Source organism: Hymenobacter artigasi (assembly GCF_012275535.1).
Classification (GTDB): domain Bacteria; phylum Bacteroidota; class Bacteroidia; order Cytophagales; family Hymenobacteraceae; genus Hymenobacter; species Hymenobacter artigasi.
Genome location: NZ_JAAVTK010000001.1, coordinates 442,070 through 459,168, shown reverse-complemented (window position 1 = coordinate 459,168; position 17,099 = coordinate 442,070). Strand labels below are relative to the sequence as shown.

13 protein-coding genes and 1 pseudogene are annotated in these 17,099 nt (G+C 60.6%); 5 read left to right on the top strand and 9 right to left on the bottom strand.

Annotated features, from left to right (window positions below; genetic code table 11):
• Positions 1 to 40: 40 nt before the first annotated feature.
• From HBN54_RS01905 to ispF, 7 genes are all read right to left on the bottom strand, one after another.
• The gene (locus HBN54_RS01905; protein ID WP_168671448.1) at positions 41 to 376 is read right to left on the bottom strand and encodes a HipA N-terminal domain-containing protein; all 336 of its coding nucleotides are present in this window, start codon (positions 374 to 376) and stop codon (positions 41 to 43) included.
• On the bottom strand, positions 373 to 570 hold the full coding sequence (locus HBN54_RS23775) for a helix-turn-helix domain-containing protein (RefSeq protein ID WP_317170163.1): 198 nt from the start codon (positions 568 to 570) through the stop codon (positions 373 to 375). The genes HBN54_RS01905 and HBN54_RS23775 overlap by 4 nt, the downstream gene beginning before the upstream one ends.
• A 113-nt stretch (positions 571 to 683) precedes the next feature.
• Entirely contained in the window at positions 684 to 2,054 is a 1,371-nt protein-coding gene (locus HBN54_RS01895) for a LutB/LldF family L-lactate oxidation iron-sulfur protein (protein ID WP_168671447.1), read from the bottom strand.
• Positions 2,055 to 2,096: 42 nt separating this feature from the next.
• Positions 2,097 to 2,468, bottom strand: coding sequence for a GxxExxY protein (locus HBN54_RS01890; RefSeq protein ID WP_168671446.1), 372 nt, complete (start codon positions 2,466 to 2,468; stop codon positions 2,097 to 2,099).
• A gap of 55 nt (positions 2,469 to 2,523) precedes the next feature.
• Complete coding sequence (locus HBN54_RS01885) at positions 2,524 to 4,200, bottom strand: M28 family peptidase (RefSeq protein WP_168671445.1); 1,677 nt, start codon at positions 4,198 to 4,200, stop codon at positions 2,524 to 2,526.
• A gap of 159 nt (positions 4,201 to 4,359) precedes the next feature.
• Positions 4,360 to 6,024 (bottom strand): M28 family peptidase, encoded by a 1,665-nt coding sequence (locus HBN54_RS01880; RefSeq protein WP_168671444.1) that lies wholly within the window; start codon positions 6,022 to 6,024, stop codon positions 4,360 to 4,362.
• Positions 6,025 to 6,163: 139 nt separating this feature from the next.
• A complete protein-coding gene (gene ispF, locus HBN54_RS01875; RefSeq protein WP_168671443.1) occupies positions 6,164 to 6,643 on the bottom strand; it encodes a 2-C-methyl-D-erythritol 2,4-cyclodiphosphate synthase in 480 nt (159 codons plus the stop codon).
• A 328-nt stretch (positions 6,644 to 6,971) separates the two neighbouring features.
• Here ispF and HBN54_RS01870 point away from each other — a divergent pair, with 328 nt between their 5' ends.
• From HBN54_RS01870 to HBN54_RS01850, 5 genes are all read left to right on the top strand, one after another.
• On the top strand, positions 6,972 to 7,586 hold the full coding sequence (locus HBN54_RS01870) for a TetR/AcrR family transcriptional regulator (protein WP_168671442.1): 615 nt from the start codon (positions 6,972 to 6,974) through the stop codon (positions 7,584 to 7,586).
• A 40-nt stretch (positions 7,587 to 7,626) separates the two neighbouring features.
• Complete coding sequence (locus tag HBN54_RS01865) at positions 7,627 to 9,291, top strand: TolC family protein (RefSeq protein ID WP_168671441.1); 1,665 nt, start codon at positions 7,627 to 7,629, stop codon at positions 9,289 to 9,291.
• Between the two features lie 113 nt (positions 9,292 to 9,404).
• Positions 9,405 to 10,538 carry an efflux RND transporter periplasmic adaptor subunit gene (locus HBN54_RS01860; protein ID WP_168671440.1) on the top strand — a complete coding sequence of 378 codons (1,134 nt, stop codon included), beginning with the start codon at positions 9,405 to 9,407 and terminating at the stop codon, positions 10,536 to 10,538.
• Positions 10,539 to 10,787: 249 nt separating this feature from the next.
• Positions 10,788 to 14,225 carry an efflux RND transporter permease subunit gene (locus HBN54_RS01855; RefSeq protein ID WP_168671439.1) on the top strand — a complete coding sequence of 1,146 codons (3,438 nt, stop codon included), beginning with the start codon at positions 10,788 to 10,790 and terminating at the stop codon, positions 14,223 to 14,225.
• Positions 14,226 to 14,366: 141 nt separating this feature from the next.
• The gene (locus HBN54_RS01850) at positions 14,367 to 14,636 is read left to right on the top strand and encodes an acyl carrier protein (protein WP_168671438.1); all 270 of its coding nucleotides are present in this window, start codon (positions 14,367 to 14,369) and stop codon (positions 14,634 to 14,636) included.
• A gap of 682 nt (positions 14,637 to 15,318) precedes the next feature.
• Here the strand turns inward: HBN54_RS01850 and HBN54_RS23325 are convergent.
• Both HBN54_RS23325 and HBN54_RS01840 read right to left on the bottom strand, forming a co-directional pair.
• A pseudogene (locus tag HBN54_RS23325) lies at positions 15,319 to 15,456 on the bottom strand (YkvA family protein); the annotation flags it as partial.
• Between the two features lie 477 nt (positions 15,457 to 15,933).
• Positions 15,934 to 17,094, bottom strand: coding sequence for a S1 family peptidase (locus HBN54_RS01840; protein WP_168671437.1), 1,161 nt, complete (start codon positions 17,092 to 17,094; stop codon positions 15,934 to 15,936).
• Between the last annotated feature and the right edge of the window lie 5 nt (positions 17,095 to 17,099).

Here is a 17,099-nt window from a genome sequence, read left to right as displayed (position 1 = left end):
TCAGACTTTCGCAGCCTGCGCAGGCAGCTGGCACAGTAGCTCATATCAGGTCTTCGGGAATGGCGCGCACCGTAACCGCGCCGATTGTTTCGGAATGGGCCGTCAGCAGAAGTCGGGTGAAATAGTCTTTTTCGTCCAGATGCAGGGTGCGGCATTGTAGGTCCTTGGCCGTGCCTTCGGCCAGCAAACCAGCAAAAAAAGCAAACAGCACCGGCGCTACGAAAGCCGCCGGTTGCTTCGGCAGCGTGAGGCTGATGGGCGGATGCGCCGACAGCAAGTAATCTGAATGGTAGCGAAAAACAAAGCCAGCACCGGTTTGACGCAGGTTTCCGGCCACAACACCGTTGTATAAGACTTCCCCAACGGTCCTTTTCATACGGTGGGCTTTATTTCGATTGTGAGGCCTAAAACCTGCGTCAGCTGGCTCAACGGCCGAATACCAATGTTGCCCCGGCCACTTTCCAGGTCGCGGATAGTCCGGACCGAAACCTGTCCTAATTCAGCCAACTCTTCCTGGGTAAGGCCCGCCCTTTCGCGACTGACACGAATTGTACTGCCGATTATTTGCACTGTTTTCAGGGAATTGATACGGCAATATATTGCCTGTATTAGACAAAAACAAGTCAAAACGTATAGCTTTTCAACCAAACCGGCAATATATTGCCGCTGATATTCTTTAAAGGCTATTGCCGTGCCCGCCACAGCGCCCGGAACGAGGGCCCGGCAATGTGCAGGCTTTCGCGGCGCTTGCTCCAGCCCACTTGGCCCAGCAGGCGGCCCAGGCTCCAGTCCTTCAGCTTCACGGGCAGCAGGTCGAGGGCCCAGCGGTGCTGCATGCTCCACTTCCACAGCCCGATGGCGAGCTTCTCCTCGGTGGGCGCGTAGCCTTCCGCCACGCTTTGCTGGCGGTTGAGCAATAGCAGACTGTGCAGCGGAATGCGAACCGGGCACACCGTGGTGCAGGCCCCGCACAGGCTGCTGGCGTAGCTCAGGTGCTTGTGCTCGGGCAGGCCGCTCAGGTGCGGGCTGATAACCGAGCCGATGGGGCCGGAGTACGTGGTTTCGTAGGTGTGGCCGCCGATGTTCTTGTACACCGGGCACACGTTCAGGCAGGCCCCGCAGCGAATGCAGCGCAGGGCGGCGCGCTTGTCTGGCTGGGCCAGCAGGTTGGTGCGGCCGTTGTCGAGCAGAATCACCACCATTTCCTCCGGGCCATCCACTTCGCCGGGCTGGCGCGGGCCGAAGTACACCGTGTTGTATACCGTGACCTGCTGGCCCGTGCCGCTAGTGCTCAGCAGCGGCCAGAACAGGTCCAAATCCGTGAGCTGCGGAATAATTTTCTCAATGCCCACCACCGCGATGTGCAGCTTGGGGAAGGTGGCCGAGAGGCGGGCGTTGCCCTCGTTCTCGGTCACGGCCACGGCGCCTTCTTTGGCAATGAGAAAGTTGCCACCGGTCACACCCACCTCGGCGCTGGTGTACTTGCCGCGCAGCAGGTGGCGGGCCGTGAGCACGAGCTCCTGGGCATCGTCGGTCGATTTCGTGCCCAGGTGCTTCACGAAAATGTCGTTGATGTCGGCCTTGCTCAGGTGCATGGCGGGCGTCACAATGTGGTAGGGGCGCTCGCCGTTTAGCTGCACGATGTACTCGCCCAGGTCCGTCTCCACCGACTCAATGCCCTGGGTGCCGAGGTAGTGGTTGAGGTGGATTTCCTCGGTGGTCATGCTCTTGGCCTTCACCACCGTTTTGGTGTTGCGGGCCTTGGTGAGCTTGCCGATTTTAGCCAGCGCCTCGGCCGCGTCGCGGGCCCAAATCACGCGGCCGCCACGCGCCGTGAAAGCGGCTTCGAACTGCAGCAGGTACTCGTCGAGCTTCTCCAGCACGGTGGCTTTGAGGTAGGCGCCGCGGTCGCGGGCCAGCTCGTGCTGGTCGTAGAGCTTGAGGCCGGTGCTCACGGCCGCATCGTACTTGCCGATGTTAAAGCGGATTTTGCGGCGATGCTCGCGGTCGAAGGCTTTGCGCTCGGCGTCGATTTGAAACTGTTCGGCTTTCATTTTCGCACAGAGTTAAAGGGAGGTAAAAGGAGTTTCACCGAGTCAGTTGGAGAGCCGAATGAGTTGGTCTTTGAGGGAGATGGTGTTGAAGTTAATCAGTAGGCCGGTTTTTAAGCCAGAAAGCCTCAGATAGTTTAACAGCTGCTTGGAATGAACAGGGGCCAGATATTCAACCGATTTCAACTCCAGAATAACCTTGCTCTCCACAATCATATCCGCCCGAAATGCCAGGTCCAGTCGAATACCATCGTACACTACTGGCATTTCAACCTGGGTAGCCACCAACAGGCCCGCTTTCCGCAACTCGTGGGCCAACGCAACCTCATACACGGATTCCAGCAGCCCCGGACCCAATACAGTGTGCACGCGGAAAGCAATGCCCAAAATTCGCCCTGTCAGTTCATCTCTCTCCATAACAAACCTCTGTGAAACTCCTTTTACCTCCCTTTAACTCTGTGCGAAAACTACATCAGGGCTTATTAGAATCCACCACAATCCGCCCCTCCCGGTTGGCCAGCTCCCAGGCCGTGTAGAAAACCAGCTGGGCCCGTTCCGCTAATTTATCGAATTCTATCTTCTCCACATCATCCGTGGCCCGATGATAGTTGGCGTGCTCGCCGGTCGTATAGAAGATGACCGGGATTTTGCGCCGCGCAAAGTTGTAGTGGTCTGAGCGGTAGTAGATGTGCTCCGGCTCGTCGGGCACGTTGAAATGGTAGTCCAGCTCCAGGTGCGTGTAGTCGCGGTTGGCCGCTTCGTTGATGGCGTGCAGCTCCGACGAGAGCTTATCCGAACCCACGATGCACACAAAATGCCGCTTCGCGCTGTGCTTGCGGTCGGTGCGGCCCACCATGTCAATGTTCAGGTCGGCGATGGTGCTGGCCAGCGGCAGCACCGGGTGCGCCGTGTAGTATTCCGAGCCAAACAGGCCCTCTTCCTCCGCCGTCATCAGCACAAACAGGATGCTGCGGCGCGGGCCGTACCCATCCTTTTTGGCCTGGGCAAACGCCTTGGCCAGCGCCAGCACCGCCACCGTGCCCGAGCCGTCATCGTCGGCCCCGTTATAAATCGTGTCGTGCTTCACGCCCAAATGGTCGTAGTGGGCCGAAACCACCAGCACCTCGTCTTTCTTATCCGAGCCTTCCAGAAAGCCCAGTACGTTCTCCGTGGTGAGCGGCAGCTGCGTCTGGGGTAGATATATTGCCGCCGCCGGAGCCTGAAAGCCCGCCGGTACCGGCCGGCCGGCCCGGCCCAGCGCCCGCACGTAGCTGAGCAGCCCGTTCAGGGTAGTGCCGGCCATGGCCAGTCCCAAATCCTGCGAGGTGAAGTACACGCCGATGCCCGGCGGGATGTTCTCGGCCACCGTGTCGATGATTTCCGGGCCGGGGTCGGGCAGCGAAAACGCGGGCTCGCGCAACGACTCGCCCAGCTCGGTTGTCTGCTTCCGGAAATCGGCCGTCGGGGCAAACGTCATCAGGAAAATGCTGCGGGCGCCGTGGGCCTTGGCCAGCGCCGCCTTGCGCAGGCCCGACTCCCAGTAGTCGGCCTTGCGGCCTATGGGTTTCAGTAGCTTGCGGCCGCGCTCGTCCTGCGGCTCGCCCATCATAACGACTACATCGCGGTCCTTCACATCCAGCCCCGCATAGTCCGAATACGCGCCCTGCTCCACCCCAAAGCCCGCAAATACCGGCTGCGAAGCTGTTTCGGTGAGGAAGGGCGACGGCATGGGCCCGTAGCTGAACCAGTCCTTCAGGTAGTCGTAGCGCTGCGCCCCGATTTTTATATACCCGCCCGGCGCATAGGTGCTGTGCGTGAGTTGGAAGTGCTGCAAATACGGGTTGTCGCTGTCCGAAACCGGCCCTTGCAGGCCAATTTCGGCCAACTGCTTCACCAGGTATTCTGCTGCCAGCTTCTGGCCCGGTTGGCCCGCCTCGCGCCCCTGAAACGCATCCGAAGCCACCACCGTGAGGTGCGCGCGCAGGTCGGCGGGCTGAATGAGGGCGGCGTAGGTCTGCGAAAGGGTGGGCGCGGCGGGGGTAGGGGCCGGGCCTTTGGTCTTCAGCTTGATTTTGGTGGGGGCAGGCTGGGCGGCGGCGGGTAGAGCGCCGGCCAGTAGGAGGGCTGCCAGCGCATAAGTTTTCAGCATGGAGGATAGCGAGAAAAGGAGAATAAAAAGAACGTCATGCCGAGCGTAGCCGAGGCATCTCGCTCGTGGTAGTAACTCAATTGAATGAATTACTGCGGCACGCGAGATGCCTCGGCTGCGCTCGGCATGACGTTCTACGACATGCGCAAAATCCTGGCGCTACGGCTTGTTCGAATCAACGACAATGCGGCCGTCGCGGTTGGCCAGCTCCCAGGCCGTGTGGAACACCAGGCGCGCGCGCTTCTCCATCTTCGCAAACTCGATTTTCTCGATTTCGTCGCTCTGCTGGTGGTAGTCGGCGTGCACGCCGTTGAAGAAAAACGCCACCGGTACCTTGTTCACCGCGAAGTTGTAGTGGTCGGAGCGGTAGTAAAAGCGGTTCGGGTCGTTGGGGTCGTCGAAGCGGTAGTCCAGGTCGATGGGGCCGTACTGCTTGTTCTGCGCCTCCAGAATCACCTTCAGTTCCGAGGCCAGCTTGTCGGAGCCGATGACGTACACGTAGTCGGGCTTGCCCTCGTGCTCCACGTCGGTGCGCCCAATCATGTCCACGTTCAGGTCGAGCTCGGTGCTGGCCAGCGGGAAAATGGGGTGCTTCGAGTAGTATTCCGAGCCAAAAAGACCCTTTTCCTCGCCCGTCACGCTCAGAAACAGCAGGCTGCGGCGGGGCCCATGGCCTTCCTGCTTGGCCTTGGCAAACGCCTCGGCCATCGTAATAATGGCCGTGGTGCCCGAGCCGTCATCATCGGCCCCGTTAAACACCTGCCCGTCGTGCTTGCCGAGGTGGTCGTGGTGGGCCGAAATCACGATGATGTCTTCCTTCTTATCCGTGCCCTCGATGAAGCCCAGCACGTTCTGCGTGTCCAGCTTTTCGCGCTTGCGCTCGGCTTTAATCTGCATCGGCACCACCTTAAACGTAGCGGCCACCGGCTGCTTGGTCGCGTTGATTTTGCCCAGGTAGGTCTGCATCGCCGCATCGGTCGTGCCCAGCACGGCCAGCCCCACGGCCGGCGAGATGAAGAACGAAGGCGTGCGGCTCGGCTTGTCATTGCCCACCATCACCATCGACGGCCGCGAAATGTACGGGGCCATGCGCGCCGTTAGCTTGGCGAAGTTGCTGGTGGGGTTGAAGCTCACGAAGAACACCGTGCGGGCCCCCTTCTGGGCGGCCAGCTGGGCCTTTCCCCGGTAGTCGGTGCCCCATTTCGTAGGCGAGCCGTCGGCGCTGAGCAGGGCTTTGCCACCGTCGCCGGTAGGCTCGCCCATCAGCACCAGAATGTCCTTGCCTTTCACGTCCACGTTGGCATAGTCGGAATAGCCGGCCTGCTCGATGCCGTAGCCCACAAAAACCGGCTTCACGCTGGTTTCCTGGCCGAAGGGCGAGTCGCCGAGGCCGTAGAAGTCCGTCAGCCAGGCGTAGCTGGTCTTGCCCACTTTCAGGGTCGCGCCGTCGGCCCAGGTCACCTGCTCCACATCGAAATGCTGCTGGTAGGGGTCGGTGCCGGTGGTCACGGGGCCGGTCAGGCCGGCGGCTTTAAACTGCGTGGCTACGTAGTCGGCGGCCATGTGCTGGCCCTTCTGGCCGGTTTCGCGGCCTTCGTACTCATCCGAGGCCAGCACGGCCAGGTGCGTGCGCAGGCGCTCGGCGGTTACCTGGTCGGCATACTGCACGCTCCAGTCTTTCTCGGCGGGTGCGCTGGTGGTCTTTATTTTCGTAGCGGGCGCATTGGTCGCCGGCTTAATCTTTACTTTAACCTTGCCCTGGGCGTGGGCCGGGGCGGCACTGGCCAGCGCGAGAAAGGCCAGCAGGAGAGGGGTTTGCTTCATTGATGTTGAGTAATGGGAATCAGGTTTTTATATGGTTCGTCATGCCGAGCGCAGCCGAGGCATCTCGCGTGCTGCAGTAATCAATACCATAGCAACGGAGCGAGCGAGATGCCTCGGCTGCGCTCGGCATGACGGGTAATCAAGCTTTCACAATCAGCACGCTGGCGTAGGCGGCCACGCCCTCGCCGGTGCCCACAAAACCCAGTTTTTCGGTGGTGGTTGCTTTGATGGAAATATCCTCTTCGGCAATGCCCATCACGGCGGCCAGCACGCGCTGCATTTCCGGAATGTGCGGGTTCACCTTGGGCTGCTCCAGGCAAATGGTCGAGTCGATGTTGCCCACCTCGTAGCCGCGTTCGCGCAGCAGGCGCATCACGCCGGAGAGCAGCTTTTTCGAGTCGATGCCCTTGTACTGCGGGTCGGTGTCGGGGAAGTGGAAGCCGATGTCGCGCAGGTTGGCCGCACCCAGCAGCGCATCGCAGATAACGTGGATGAGCACGTCGGCATCGGAGTGGCCCAGCGCGCCGTGGGTGTGCGGCACCTCAATGCCGCCGAGCCAGAAGGGCAGGCCTTCTTTCAATTGGTGAACGTCGTAGCCGAAGCCGGTCCGGATTTTCATAGGGTCAAAATAAGGGCTGGCCGATGCGGCCGCCGCAAAAGTACCCGGCAGCGAGTTCTTCAGCTGTGCCAGCTACCCAGAACTGTTTACAAATTAATAATATGATTATTGAATACAATACAACTAATTTTATTAGCTTTGTAATACTACTTAAATTAGTTAGCCGTGTGGCGGGCGACTTGCTGTTTTTCGGGCACTTGTAAAGTATTTCCGGCCGGTGTGCGTCAGGCAGGGACGAAAAGTGCCCGGAGTAGCGGGGAATGCCAAAAAAGAAAGTGGAAACTTTGAGCACGATAAAAGTTTCCATTGTATCTTTGCGGCGTTAGCTATGGAAATCAAAGACCGAATCCTGAACCACGCCCAGCAGCTTTTCATGCGTAATGGCATCAAAAGCGTGAGCATGGACGATATCGCCGCCGACCTGGCCATGTCGAAAAAGACCCTTTACAAATGGTTCGAAAACAAGGACCAGATTGTGGAAGCCTCCATGACCCGCCACCTCGCCGGCACCCAAAACGAGTGCACGGTGATGATAAACGCCGCCTCCTCGGCCATCGACGAGCTATTTCAGATGCTGGCCTGGATTAAGCAGGAGTTTGGCAACGTGCACCCCAGCATTTTCTACGACCTGCGCAAGTTTCACCCCGCCACCTGGCAGCTCTGGCAGGCCCACAAAAACGAGTTTATCCTCTCCCAAATCAAGGAAAACCTGCGCCGGGGCATTGCGGAAGGCTTGTTCCAGGCCGACCTCGACATGGAAGTGCTGTCGCGCCTGCGCCTGGCGCAGATTGAGCTGCAGTTCGACCCGGAACTCTACCCGACCCGCGATTTTGCCAAGGAGCGCGTGTCGGTTGCGCTGCTCGAGCACTTCATGCTGGGCGTGGCCACCATCAAGGGCCACAAGCTCATCAACCAGTACCGCAACGTCACCGACGAAGAATAACCCGCTTATCCCCGCTTACCCGTTTCTTTTTTGCTGTTTTATGAACACGCTGTTTCGAACCAGATTCCTGCTGCTAGCCGCCCTGAGCGCGGCCGCGCCGCAGGCGCTGCTTGCCCAAAGCCAGCCGGCCGCCCTGCCGCAGGCCCCGCCCACCACGGGCACCATGCCGCTGAGCCTGCAACAGGCCGTGAGCTACGCCGTGCAGAACAAGTCGAGCCTGCTGGCCACCCGCCTCGGCGAGGCCACGGCGGCCGCCAAAGTGGGCGAAATCAAGAGCCAGGGCCTGCCGCAGGTGAACGTGGCCAGCACCCTCTCCGACAACTTTAAGCTGCAAAAGAGCCTGGTGAGCTTCCCGCTCTCGCAAACCGTGCTCACGCAAAGCGACCTGGCCGCCGCCCAGGGCGGGCAGCAGCAGGTGCTGGGTACCCAGCAGCTGGCCCTGCCGCCGCAGCCGTTCGCGTTCGGCCTGCAATACGCCGGCAACGCCAGCGCCTCGGTGTCGCAGCTGCTGTTCGATGGCTCGTATCTCATTGGTCTGAAGGCGGCGAAGGTGTACACCGAGTTGGCCAAAAAGCAAACCCAGCAGGCCGAAATCGACGTGGTGGAGCAGGTGAGTAAGGCCTATTACAGCACGCTGGTGGCCCGCTCGCGCCTCAGCCTGCTGGCCCGCAACGTGCAGCGCCTCGATACGGTGCTCTACCAGACCCAGAAGATTTTCAAGGCTGGCTTCGCCGAAAAACTCGACGTGGACCGCCTGCGCGTGCAGCGCAACAATCTGGTAGTAGAGCAGCAGAAAGCCCAGCGCCTCACCGAGTTGAGCGTGGGCCTGCTCAAGTTTCAGATGGGCCTGCCCCAGTCGCAGAACGTGCAGCTCACCGACTCGCTCAGCGCGGCCGTGGTCGATGCCGGGGCCCTGCGCCAGCGCCTCGGCGTGGCCAGCATGGCCAACGGCGGCGGCGTCGATGGCTTGGGCGGCGTGCCCACCGCCCCCGTCACGCCCGGCGGCGACAACACCGCCGCCCAAAACCGCCTCGACCAGCAGAACGCGCTGTCGGGTGGTCAGTCCATGGCGGCCCGGGGCGCGCTCAACTACAACAACCGCATCGAATTCTCGACCCTGGAAACGCAGCAGGCCCTGGCCGGCCTCGACCTGCGCAACCGCCAGGCCGGCGCGTATCCGCGCCTCGTGCTCACGGGCGCTTACGGCTTCACGGGCTCGGCCAAAACGGCCGGCGAGCTGTTTGCCTTTCGCGGGCCGACTTCGACCAACTCGGCCGGCTTTGCCAACCAGAACTGGTTCGGCTTCGGCAACGTGGGCCTGAGCCTGCAGGTGCCGGTGTTCGATGGCTTCCGCCGCAAGTTCCTGGTGCAGCAAAGCCGCCTGCAGCAGCAGACCATTGAGAAAGGTTTCGAAACATTGAAGCAAAGCATTGACTTACAGGATGCCCAAAGCCGTACCACGCTCGTCAACGCCCTCGATGTGCTCGACAACCAGCAGGCCAACCTGACCCTGGCCACTGATGTGGCCCGCGTCACGCGCATCAAGTTCAACGCTGGCGTGGGCTCCAACCTGGAGGTCATTACGGCTGAGACGGACCTGCGCTCGGCCCAGACCAACTACTACGGCGCGATTTACGACGTGCTGGTAGCCAAGGTCGACCGCGACAAAGCCACTGGCGAGCTGTTCAATCAGGTTAAAAAATAACGAGTAGGGGCGGGGCTTGCCCCCGCCCGGCGTGCGCGCCGCCTCTAACGATTTCGTTCAACGCCGGGCGGGGGCAAGCCCCGCCCCTACGCTCAAAATATCCCCGCTTACCCATGCGTTTCAACTCAACTCAATCCGCCGCCGTTTTCCTGGCCGGCACCCTGCTGCTTGCCTCCTGCGGTGGCGAAAGCAAAGACCCCAAAGCCCAGCTCGAAAAGCTGAAGAGCGAGCAGGCCGCCACCCAGGCCAAAATCTCCGCCCTTGAAGCCAAAACCGGCGGCCCGGCCGAAGTGGCTGCCACGCCGGTTTCGGTGATGAACGCCAAGCCCGAGAGCTTCAAAAGCTACCTCGAAGTGCAGGGCCGCGTCGATTTCGACCAGAACGCCACCGTGGGTAGCCGCGCCGCCGGCTCGCTCACCAGCATCCGCGTGCAGCGCGGCGACCGCGTGCGCAAGGGCCAGGTGCTAGCCACCGTGGATGCCAGCATCCTCGATGCCAACGCTGCCGAGCTGCGCACCCGCATGGACTTGGCCCGCATCGTGTACGAGAAGCAGAAGGGCCTTTGGGACCAGCAGATTGGCACCGAAATCCAGTACCTGCAAGCCAAAAACAACTACCAGGCCCTGCAGCGTAACCTTGCCACGCTCAACCAGCAGCGCGCCCTCTACAACGTGGTGGCCCCGTTCGCGGGCAGCGTGGACGAAGTGCTGCCCAAGCTGGGCGAAATCACCGCGCCCGGTGCGCCGGTGGTGCGCCTGACCAGCGGCACAGGCGGCAAAATCCTGGCCGATGTGTCGGAAGCCTACGGTAATAGCATCAAGGCCGGCGACAACGCCGTGGTGACCATTCCAGACCTGGGCGGCGAGGAAATTCCCGCCACGGTGCGTGTGGTAAGCCGCAGCATCAACGCCACCAGCCGCACTTTCACGGTGGAGTTGCGCCTGAAGGAGCACACCACCGACCTGCGCCCCAACATGGTGGCCACGGTCCGCATCCAGAACTACGCCGCCGCCGCCGCCACCGTTATTCCGGTCGACATCGTGCAGCATGACGAGCAGAACAGCTACGTGTACGTGGTGGCTCAGGAGGCCGGCAAAGCCGTGGCCAAGAAGCGCATCATCAAAACCGGCAACACCTACAACGGCAAAGTAGAAGTAACCAGCGGCCTCACCGGCGAGGACAAAATCATCTCAGGCGGCTACCAAAACCTGAATGAAGGCCAGAAAGTAGCCGTGCAAGGGGCGTAGAGACGCAACATTTTGCGTCTTGTCGTTGAACAATGTCATTGAACGACAGCCCCAGCGGGGCGACATATCGGTAGTAATACCACCAAGCGAGAAAGAGAAAGCCCCAGCGGGGCGACACTCGCCGGACGAATGCCGCCCCGCTGGGGCTCAAACAACTAAAAGTAACTGCCACTACTACCGATATGTCGCCCCGCTGGGGCTTCGCAATCACCGGCAAATAAGTATCCCTCGGTATTTTTTCAAATAGCCATGCAGGACATCGAAAAAGAATTTGGCCCAACCAGTTGGTCCATCAACAACAAGACCAGCATTTACATCATCACGGTGCTGCTGTGCGTGGCGGGCATTTTTGCCTACATCAAGCTCGGCAAGGAGAAATTCCCCGACATCGTGATTCCGCGCATCATCGTGGCCACGGTGTACCCCGGCACCTCGCCCACGGACATCGAAAACCTGGTGACGCGCCAGCTCGAAAAGGAGATAAAATCCGTGAACGGGGTGAAGCACATCAACTCCACCTCCAACCAGGATTACTGCATCGTGGACGTGGAATTCACCTCCGGCGTAGACGTGCAGGCCGCCAAGCAGCTCATTAAGGATGCCGTGGACAAGGCCAGCACGGAGCTGCCCAACGACCTGCCGAGCGCTCCGCTGGTGAAGGAAATCAACATTTCCGAGCAGCCCATCATGTTCGTGAACCTGAGCGGCAACCTGCCCGCCGCCCAGCTCAAAAAGTACGCCGACGACTTCCAGGACAAGATTGAGGCGCTGTCCGAAATCACCCGCGTCGACATTGTGGGCGCCCTCGACCAGCAGGTGAACGTGGACGTGGACCTGAACAAGCTGCGCGCCTCGCGCCTGAGCTTTTCGGACATTTCCCGGGCCATTGGGGCCGAAAACGTGACCGTTTCGGGCGGCAGCATCGACGTGGGCGGCCAGAAGCGCGCCGTGCGCGTGGCCGGCCAGTACGTGCGGGCCGAAAACATTGCCGACATCCAGGTGAAGAACCTGAACGGCTCGCCCGTGCGCCTCGGCGACATTGCCACCGTGACGGACGGCTTTAAGGACCGCGAAAGCTACGCCCGCCTCGACGGCAAGCCCTCCATTGCCCTGAACGTGGTGAAGCGCCAGGGCGAAAACCTGATTGACGCTTCGGATAAAATCAAGGCCATCATCGCCGACTCGAAAGCCAGCCTGCCCAAGGAGCTCACCATCACCGTAACCGGTGATACCTCGAACGACACCCGCGTCACACTGCACGACCTCATCAACACCATCATCATCGGCTTCCTGCTGGTGACGCTGATTCTGATGTTCTTCATGGGCACCACCAACGCCCTCTTTGTGGGCCTGTCGGTGCCGATTTCGATGTTCCTGGCCTTCCTGGTTATCCCAGTGTTCGGCTTCACGCTGAACATGATTGTGCTCTTCGCCTTCCTGCTGGCGCTGGGCATTGTGGTCGACGACGCCATTGTGGTTATCGAAAACACCCATCGCTTGCTGCACGAGCACCCCAACCTGACCACGCCTAAGGCCGCCAAGTTTGCCGCCGGCGAGGTGTTCGTGCCGGTGCTGGCCGGCACGCTGACGACGGTCGCGCCGTTTGTGCCGCTGCTGTTCTGGCCCGGCATCGTGGGCTCGTTCATGTACTACCTGCCCGTCACGCTAATTATCACGCTTATGGCGTCGCTCATCGTGGCGTTTATCATGAACCCGGTATTTGCCGTGAGCTTCATGGAGCGCGAGGAGCATTTCGAAGAAGACCTGCACAGCAAGCCCAAACTCACGCGCAATTTTGTGATTGCCATGGGCGTGATGCTGCTCATTGCCATCATCGGCTACGTGGCGCGCTCGCCCTTCGTGGGCAACCTGTTCATCACGGTTATCCTGCTTTGCTTCCTCGATAAATTCGTGTTTGTGAAGATGATTGCCTGGTTCCAGACGCGCGCGCTGCCGCGCTTCCAGAACGGCTATGCCAACCTGGTGCGCTGGGCCCTGAGCCACCCGGCCCTGGTAATGGTGGGCGTTGTTATCCTGTTCGTCGGCTCGTTTGTGGCCGTGGGCATCCGCAAGCCGCACGTCGACTTCTTCCCCAAAGGCGACCCCAAGTTTATCTATACCTACCTGAACATGCCGGTGGGCACCCGCGTGGCCGTCACGGATTCGATTACCCACGTCCTCGAAAACCGCATCTATGGCGTTATCGGCAAGAACAACCCCGATGTGGAATCGGTGATTACCAACGTGGCCATCGGGGCCGGCGACCCTTCCGAAGCCACGGCTTCGGGCGTGTCGCAGTCGCACATGGGCAAGGTGGCCGTGGCCTTCAAGGAGCTCAGCGAGCGCAAGGGCCCGAAAACAAGCACCTACATGGATAAAATCCGCGAAGTGGTAAAGGGCATTCCCGGTGCTGAAATCTCGGTTGACCAGGAAGCCAGCGGCCCGCCGCAGCCCAAGCCCATTGCCATCGAAGTAGCCGGCGACGACTACAAAGTGCTGGCCGCGCTGAGCAAGAAAGTAACCCGCTACGTCGATTCGCTGCACATTGGCGGCGTGGAGGCCCTGCGCTCCAACCTCCAGGACCGTAACCCCGAAATCGCCGTCAATATCAACCGCACCCGCGCCAACCGCGAAGGCATCAGCACCGGCCAGATTGGCCTGGAAGTGCGCACGGCCATCTACGGCACCGAGGCCAGCAAATTCAAGACGGCCGACGATGAATACCCCATCCAGGTGCGCTACGCCGAGCCCTACCGCTCCGACGTGGACGCCGTGATTAACGCCCCGCTCACCTTCCGCGACGCCACCGGCGCCGTGCGCCAGGTACCCATCTCGTCGGTGGCCGATGTCACCTACGGCAGCACTTACGGCGGCATCAAGCGCAAAGACACCAAGCGCGTTATCACCATCTCGTCCAACGTGCTCAACGGCTACTCCGGCCCCGACGTGGCCAACGCCGTGCAAACCGCCCTCAAGTCGTTCCGCACGCCGCCTGGCTACACCATCGACATGGGCGGGGCTCAGGAAAGCCAGAAGGAAACCACCGACTTCCTGCCCATGGCCGGTATCGGCGCGCTGGGCCTCATCTTCCTGATTCTTGTCACGCAGTTCAACTCGTTCAGCAAGCCGGTCATCATCCTCTCCGAGGTGCTGTTTTCGATTGCGGGCGTGTTCTGGGGCCTGGCCATCACGGGCCAGAACGTCAGCATCGTGATGACGGGCGTGGGCATCATCGCCCTGGCCGGTATTGTAGTGAAAAACGGCATTCTGCTGGTCGAATTCATGGACATGCTGCGCTCGCAGGGCATGCCGCTGCGCGAAGCCATTGTGCTGGCTGGCCGTACCCGACTCAACCCGGTAATTCTCACGGCCACGGCCGCCACGCTGGGCCTCATCCCCTTGGCCATCGGCCTGAACATCGACTTCTATGAGTTGTTTAACTCTGGCAACGCCCACTTCTTCATCGGTGGCGAGTCGGTCACCTTCTGGGGCCCGCTGGCCTGGACCATCATCTTCGGTCTGGTGTTCGCCACGGGCATCACGCTGCTGGTAGTGCCGGTGATGTATTTGCTGAGCGAATCATTAAAAGGAAAAATAACCGGAAAAAATCCGGATGACATTGCAACCATTCAGCAGGAGGTGGACTCTGAGGAAATACAGGCGGCTACGCCGCCTGTACTAGCCTAACGTTTCAGGCGTTGAGTGCCCGCTGGCCGGTCGTTGTTGCAGCAGCGGCCGCCGGTGGGTGCTCTCCCCGCCCCGGCGGAACGCCACTGAAACGGCCGGTAAATACCTGCCTCGCTTACCATCTTTTTCCGCAACTTTATTATGTACGTATCCACCATTAGCTCCACCCACCACACGCCCACTATCGAGCAGCAGGTATTCCGCATTATCAGCAAGCGCAAGGCCATCCGGGCCAGCCGCGTGCGCAAAACCGCCAGCCTCGCCCGCGACCTGCGCTTCGAAACCCTCGACGTCGTTGATATTATTCTGGAACTGGAGCGCAACTTCAGCATCACCATTCCCGACGAAGTACCGCTCTACACCGTAGGCGATTTCGTGCGCTTCGTGCGCGACCACGCCGCCGCCGCGTAGCATTATTTACCCCACAAAAAAGCCCTCCGCAACCTGAGTTGCGGAGGGCTTTTTTCATTCCGGGCTTTTGCACCAGACTCAGGTATTCCAACCCCAACCCCAACACCTATTCAAAACTGTTTGACGGCTCCCAAATGGCGAGCCGCCGCTCCGGTCTGACCGCCCTAGGCGGTCTGACCGGTTGTCGTCAGGGCGGAATCGTGCTCACTTCAACCGGTCAGACCGCCTAGGGCGGTCAGACCGGAGCAACGATGCCATAGCTGAATACGGCCGCCGTGCCTTATATCTAAAGTTGTTGTGGCGCTTAGCGCACGTTCCCGCCGGTATTGGTGGCAGTCGTGCTGGGCTCGCGGCTGCTGTCGGTAGTATTGGCCGCAATGCTGTCGGTACCGGCGTGCTTAGCCGATTCTTCGGCAATCTGCGCGGTGGGCGCGGCGGGGTCGTTAGAGTGCGAGGGCTGCGCGGCGGGGGCCATGGCAGCTTGCTCATCGAGGGCATCGGCCGCGTGCTTGGCCTGGTTGCTGGCCGAAGCCGTAGCCGTAGCAGCGGCGCTGGCGGCCGAGGCAGGAGTTTCTTTGTCGGAAGCAGCATAAGCCCCAGCCGTGGCAACTTCGGTCGGGCGGGTCAGCTCCCACTCGTGGAACTTGTCCATCTCACCTTTCAGGGTGGTCGAGAACCAGGCTACCAGTGCCACGTCATCAAGCAAACCCAGCACCGGAATAAAGTCCGGAATCAGGTCAATCGGGCTGATGAAGTAGATGAGTACGGCCACGGCAGCCGCTACCGTGGTGCCGGGCACCCCCGTGTACTCGCCCGACATCGACGCCTTAATGAGCCGGAACATGGTCTGGAGGGTTTCCCAGGCCTCGTGGGCAAGCGTGCCCACGTCGTTTTTGTCGCTGGCCTTTTTGTAAGCATCGGTCAGCAGCGATTTCAGGCGCGTGGGCTGCTTGATGTAGCCCTCGGCGGTGCTGAGGAACTTCTTGAAGATGGCCGAGCCGGCAACGTCGTTACCGGAAGGCGGGGTTTGTTGATTTTTAGCCACGGAGTGCGGAGTTTAGGGAAGACAAGGGAATTGAGAGACAAGCACTGCTTGTCTAAGCCTGAATACTAGATTACGGGGCCTAAGGTTATGAAAAAGGCCCGCATCAGCTCCGCCAAACAGCGGAATAATCAGCGTATTCTGACGGACTGCGGATAATAATCGGCGCGCCCGAAAAGTCGTTACAACGCAACGGCCTGTTTCGGTAAAGAAACAGGCCGTTGTGCTACTTGCGCTTGAAAAGGGCGTTCCGGCCTATTCAAAAACCTTTACTACGAATACATAGTCCTGCAGCTTCTTGAGCTGCTGGGGCCGCCCGGTGCCGGCCAGCTGGCCAAACCGGGGCAAACGGTAGGGGTTAGCAGGCTTGGCCGCTTCCAGCGAATCAACCAGACGCACGAGGTACGACGACTTGGTGGCGAAGGCAGCGCTCTGCGCGTCGTTCTGCCGGCCGCTCACTACGCCAATCAGGTTGCCACGCTCGTCCATTAGCGGGCCGCCCGAGTTGCCGGGGTTCACCGGAATGCTCACCTGGTAGAAGGCCGTGTCGCCTTCGAAGCCCGAACGGGCGCTCAGCGAGCCTTCGCCGTACACCACGTCCTCACGCGGGTAGCCCAGCGTGAACACCCGCTCGCCCAAATCGGCCTGGCCCGATTTCACCGCGTAAGGCAGCCGGCCGAAACCGGTGAACTTCTTGTCGGTAATGCGCAGAATGGCCAGGTCGTGCTTGATGTCAGAATACACCGGCTCGGCGTGGTAGCGCTGGTGGTTGCGGCCTTCAATCAGCAGCGAATCTCCACCCTGGATAACGTGGTAGCTGGTCACGATATAGCCTTCCGAAGTCAGCGCAAAGCCTGTCCCGCTGAACTTTCTCACCGGCGCTAAGGGCGTAACACTCCCATCAATCCGCTGGATAGTGTTGTTCAGCACCTTCTGATTCTTTTTCAGACTGTTTATATCGCGGCGTAATGCCTGGTAGCTGGCCGGCACCGGCAAGTGCGAAGTCTTCCACAAATCCAGCCCCAGCAGCGTAGCAAACACGGCCATTATGGCCACCGAGGCGGCAACGCCCACGGTGGCGCGGTGCCCGTTCCAGAACTCGCGCAGTCGGCGCTCAGTGCGCGAAATGCGCAGCATGGGGTGCACCGTGTGGGTGAGGCCGGTGGCGGGCAGCGTAATTTCCTCGGGGGCATCGGCGGCCAGCATGGCGGCGTGGATGCCGCGCAGCTGCTGCCGGGCCTGCTGGCGCTGGCCGTAGCCGCGCAGCGTATCGGTCATCTCGCTGAAGTCGGCGTAGCGCAGGGCCAGGGCCGGGTCGGCCGCCAGGCGCGCTTCGAGGTTGGCGCGGGCGGGCCCGGCCAGCTCGCCGTGCGAGTAGGCTTCAAATAAGGCGTAATAGTCTGCTTCAGTCATCATGGGTA

Bases quoted from the DNA above. Each gene is read 5' to 3' on its own strand.
- HBN54_RS01840 (WP_168671437.1), bottom strand. From the start codon at position 17,094: ATGATGACTGAAGCAGACTATTACGCCTTATTTGAAGCCTACTCGCAC.
- HBN54_RS01895 (WP_168671447.1), bottom strand. From the start codon at position 2,054: ATGAAAGCCGAACAGTTTCAAATCGACGCCGAGCGCAAAGCCTTCGAC.
- HBN54_RS01885 (WP_168671445.1), bottom strand. From the start codon at position 4,200: ATGCTGAAAACTTATGCGCTGGCAGCCCTCCTACTGGCCGGCGCTCTA.
- HBN54_RS01905 (WP_168671448.1), bottom strand. From the start codon at position 376: ATGAAAAGGACCGTTGGGGAAGTCTTATACAACGGTGTTGTGGCCGGA.
- HBN54_RS01880 (WP_168671444.1), bottom strand. From the start codon at position 6,024: ATGAAGCAAACCCCTCTCCTGCTGGCCTTTCTCGCGCTGGCCAGTGCC.
- HBN54_RS01860 (WP_168671440.1), top strand. From the start codon at position 9,405: ATGCGTTTCAACTCAACTCAATCCGCCGCCGTTTTCCTGGCCGGCACC.
- ispF (WP_168671443.1), bottom strand. From the start codon at position 6,643: ATGAAAATCCGGACCGGCTTCGGCTACGACGTTCACCAATTGAAAGAA.
- HBN54_RS01865 (WP_168671441.1), top strand. From the start codon at position 7,627: ATGAACACGCTGTTTCGAACCAGATTCCTGCTGCTAGCCGCCCTGAGC.
- HBN54_RS01870 (WP_168671442.1), top strand. From the start codon at position 6,972: ATGGAAATCAAAGACCGAATCCTGAACCACGCCCAGCAGCTTTTCATG.
- HBN54_RS01855 (WP_168671439.1), top strand. From the start codon at position 10,788: ATGCAGGACATCGAAAAAGAATTTGGCCCAACCAGTTGGTCCATCAAC.
- HBN54_RS01850 (WP_168671438.1), top strand. From the start codon at position 14,367: ATGTACGTATCCACCATTAGCTCCACCCACCACACGCCCACTATCGAG.
- HBN54_RS01890 (WP_168671446.1), bottom strand. From the start codon at position 2,468: ATGGAGAGAGATGAACTGACAGGGCGAATTTTGGGCATTGCTTTCCGC.